The sequence below is a fragment of the Citrobacter sp. S46_ASV_140 genome (assembly GCF_018919545.1).
Lineage (GTDB): Bacteria > Pseudomonadota > Gammaproteobacteria > Enterobacterales > Enterobacteriaceae > Citrobacter > Citrobacter braakii.
Genome location: NZ_JAHLRC010000203.1, coordinates 1 through 4033, shown reverse-complemented (window position 1 = coordinate 4033; position 4033 = coordinate 1). Strand labels below are relative to the sequence as shown.

Sequence of the window (4033 nt, the reverse complement as noted above, 5' to 3'; positions counted from 1 at the left end):
GTTCACATCCCGTTCTGCCACAAACTGTGCTACTTCTGTGGCTGCAACAAGATTGTGACTCGCCAGCAGCATAAAGCAGATCAATATCTCGATGCCCTGGAACAAGAAATTATCCATCGCGCACCGCTGTTCGCCGGACGCCATGTCAGCCAGCTGCACTGGGGCGGCGGCACGCCAACGTATCTGAATAAAGCGCAAATCAGCCGTTTGATGTCACTGCTGCGTGGCAATTTCAACTTTAACGACGATGCCGAAATCTCGATCGAAGTGGATCCGCGTGAAATCGAGCTGGATGTCCTTGATCATTTACGCGCTGAAGGTTTTAACCGTTTGAGCATGGGAGTGCAGGACTTCAACAAAGAAGTTCAGCGCCTGGTGAACCGTGAGCAGGATGAAGAGTTTATCTTTGCGCTGCTGAATCATGCGCGGGAGATTGGCTTTACCTCAACGAATATCGATCTGATTTATGGCCTGCCAAAACAGACGCCAGAGAGCTTCGCCTTTACCCTGAAACGCGTGGCTGAGCTGAATCCAGACCGTCTGAGCGTCTTTAACTACGCGCACCTGCCGACGCTGTTTGCTGCCCAGCGCAAGATTAAAGATGCCGACCTGCCCAGCGCGCAGCAGAAGCTGGATATCCTGCAGGAGACCATCTCTTCACTGACCGAAACTGGCTATCAGTTCATTGGCATGGATCACTTTGCCCGCCCGGATGACGAACTGGCCATTGCTCAACGCGAGGGCGTTTTGCATCGCAATTTCCAGGGCTATACCACTCAGGGGGATACCGATCTGCTGGGGATGGGCGTATCGGCCATCAGTATGATTGGCGACAACTACGCGCAGAATCAGAAAGAGCTGAAGCACTATTACCAGCAGGTAGACGAGCAGGGGAATGCGCTGTGGCGCGGAATTGCCCTGACCCGCGACGACTGCATTCGTCGGGATGTTATTAAGCTCCTGATCTGCAATTTCCGCCTCGACTATGCCGCCGTGGAACAACAATGGGATCTGAACTTCGCTGACTATTTTGCCGAAGACCTGAAACTGCTGGCACCGCTGGCGAAAGATGGGCTGGTGGATGTGGATGAGAAGGGGATTCAGGTTACGCCGAAGGGGCGTCTGCTGATTCGTAATATTTGCATGTGCTTCGATGCATATCTGCGCCAGAAAGCGCGTTTGCAGCAGTTCTCGCGCGTTATTTAGCCGGGTTGCCCGGTGGCGCTTCGCTTACCGGGCCTACGAAATCTCAATACGTAGGTCGGGTAAGCGAAGCGCCACCCGACAAACCCGCTAGCTGAACAGCCCAACCAGCGCCGCACACAGCACGGCGGCAACCGCAGTTTGTGGCGTATGGCTTTCAACCGCACCGCTCGATAGCAGATTTATCATTGATTCCAGCATGATGACTTCCCCCCGTTTGCCGGGCACGATCATACTTAACTCATCGGAACAGTAAAGCGCAAAATAGCAGCAATTTGCGCTCAATTATCAATCTTTACACAGTGACCGATCGTCACTCCATTCCGAGTTCTTTTAACTTACGCGTCAAGGTATTACGGCCCCATCCAAGCAGGCGTGCGGCTTCCTGTTTGTGCCCCTGGGTATGACGTAGCGCGGTGGTCAGCAGCGTGCGCTCCATCTCCGGTTGAGCCTCTGAAAGCAGGTTTTGATGACCGGAACGTAATGCCCGATCCGCCCACTGTGCCAACAGGGTTGCCCAGCTGTCTGGCTGCATATGGGACGGTGCATCAGGCACGGTGGTTTCAAACAGTTCGGTCGGTAAGTCCTGAATGAGTACTTCCTGTCCGGCGGCCATTACGGTTAACCAGCGACAGGTATTCTCAAGCTGACGCACGTTTCCCGGCCATGACAGACGGGTGAGCGCCGCCTCGGTTTCAGTGTGTAATTGCTTGGCTTCTACTCCCAGTTCGCGGGCGGCCTCCTGCAGGAAATGACGCGCCAGGCGTGGGATATCTTCCCGACGTTCGCGCAGTGGCGGCAGATGCACCCGGATGACGTTCAGACGATGGAATAAGTCCTCACGGAATTTGCCTTCCTGCACCCGCAGTTCCAGGTTCTGGTGCGTGGCGGCGATAATACGTACGTCCACCTTCACAGGCGCATAACCGCCAACGCGGTAAAACTGTCCATCGGCTAATACGCGCAATAAACGTGTCTGCACGTCCAGCGGCATATCGCCAATTTCATCGAGGAACAGCGTGCCGCCGTCTGCCTGTTCAAAGCGCCCCTGACGAATCGTATTCGCCCCGGTAAACGCCCCTTTTTCATGGCCAAACAGCTCAGACTCGATCAAATCTTTCGGAATAGCAGCCATGTTCAGCGCGATAAACGGTGCTTTGACGCGCGGGCTATGACGGTGCAACGCATGGGCGACCAGCTCTTTACCGGTCCCGGACTCTCCGTTAATCAATACGCTGATTGAAGAACGGGACAGGCGACCAATAATGCGAAAGACGTCTTGCATTGCCGGTGCTTCGCCGATGATGTCGGTTGTTGGGCCGTTGATCTGAACATTACGCGGTTGCTGCTGTTCCTGATAATGGCTGATGGCGCGTTCGACCAGCGCCACGGCTTCATCAATATCAAAAGGTTTGGGCAGATAATCAAACGCCCCTTGCTGATAGGCGCTGACGGCAGCATCCAGATCGGAGTGTGCGGTCATTATGATGACCGGAAGCATCGGATGCCGCTGTTTGATCTGTTTTAACAGCGTCAGGCCGTCCATGCCCGGCATGCGGATATCCGACAGCAGTACGTCCGGCGTTTTGCTGGCCAGCGCGTCCAGTACCTCTTTACCGCTTTCAAATGTAGTACAGCTTAGTCCTGCCCCTGCGAGCGCACGTTCAAGCACCCAACGGATGGAACTATCGTCATCAACTACCCAGACTATTCCTCGTTGCATAAACGTCACCTTTATTTCCTGATAGGCAGGTAAACCGAGAACTCGGTATGACCCGGCCAACTGGTAAATTCAATTTTGCCGGAATGTTGATCAATCAAATTACGGGCGATGGATAATCCAAGGCCGGTACCGCCTTCGCGACCGCTGACCATTGGGTAGAACAGCGTGTCCTGCAAATGCGAGGGAATTCCCGGGCCGTTATCCTCAACATCAATCCGCGCCGCCAGACGATAACGCATACCGTGCAGCGTGAGCTGAAACGCGGTGCGGGTACGCAGAATAATTTCGCCACCTTCCGGTCCCAGCGCCTGCAAAGCATTGCGCACGATGTTCAGCAAAACCTGCTCGATCTGGTCCGGGTCGTGCAGTAATTCAGGCAGACTTGGGTCGTAATCACGAATCAGCGTGACGTTTTCCGGCAGCTCCATCGAGACCAGCGCTACCACGCGCTCCGCCACTTTGTGAATACTTTCCGTGACGTGCATTCCCGGCTGTTGCGGTCCCAGTAAACGGTCGACCAGATTACGCAGGCGGTCGGCCTGCTCAATAATGACTTTGGTATATTCGGTCAGCGCCGGGTCCGGAAGCGCTTTACTGAGCAGTTGCGCCGCGCCGCGTAATCCACCCAGCGGGTTTTTAATTTCGTGCGCCAGGCCGCGCACCAGATCGCGGGCAGCAATCTGCTGGGCGTGCTGGAGCTGTTCCTGGCTCAGACGGCGCTGGTTATCCATTGGCGCCATCTCCAGCAGGATAAGGCCATCAGGCAGCCTCTGAGCGGTCACAGAGAGGATGTGTGAGTGGCTATCTATCACCAGCGTCACTTCGTTATCCGTAAAGCCCTGGCCTGCTTCCAGGCTCTCTCGCATCAGCCCGATGTTTAAGGAGAAATAACTCAACAGATCCGGAAGTGGGGTACCAAACAGTTTGCGGGAGCTTTGGGCGAGCAGCTGTTGTGCCGCCGGGTTGGCGTAATGTACCGCCAGCTCATCGTCGACGAGTAAGATGCTGTTGATTAAAGAATTGAGGATCTGCCCAGCATCGGGCAGCGTGCCGGTTGCCATTCAGCAGTCTCCTGAAAAGTGTTGCACCAATTTAGTGCATTATAGC

The 4033-nt window shown here is 54.9% G+C and carries 4 protein-coding genes; 1 reads left to right on the top strand and 3 read right to left on the bottom strand.

Annotation, left to right across the window (positions count from 1 at the left end; translation table 11 throughout):
* A partial coding sequence (gene hemN, locus KQJ19_RS22695; protein ID WP_216404199.1) for an oxygen-independent coproporphyrinogen III oxidase occupies positions 1-1206 on the top strand: 1206 nt, incomplete at its 5' end.
* A gap of 87 nt (positions 1207-1293) precedes the next feature.
* Here the strand turns inward: hemN and KQJ19_RS22690 are convergent.
* The 3 genes from KQJ19_RS22690 to glnL all read right to left on the bottom strand — a co-directional run bounded on the left by KQJ19_RS22690 (position 1294) and on the right by glnL (position 3987).
* A complete protein-coding gene (locus KQJ19_RS22690; RefSeq protein ID WP_003028631.1) occupies positions 1294-1404 on the bottom strand; it encodes a YshB family small membrane protein in 111 nt (36 codons plus the stop codon).
* A gap of 112 nt (positions 1405-1516) precedes the next feature.
* Positions 1517-2926: a nitrogen regulation protein NR(I) gene (gene glnG / locus KQJ19_RS22685; protein ID WP_016155162.1), complete on the bottom strand. Its 1410-nt coding sequence runs from the start codon at positions 2924-2926 to the stop codon at positions 1517-1519.
* Between the two features lie 11 nt (positions 2927-2937).
* Positions 2938-3987: a nitrogen regulation protein NR(II) gene (glnL, locus tag KQJ19_RS22680; protein ID WP_016155163.1), complete on the bottom strand. Its 1050-nt coding sequence runs from the start codon at positions 3985-3987 to the stop codon at positions 2938-2940.
* Between the last annotated feature and the right edge of the window lie 46 nt (positions 3988-4033).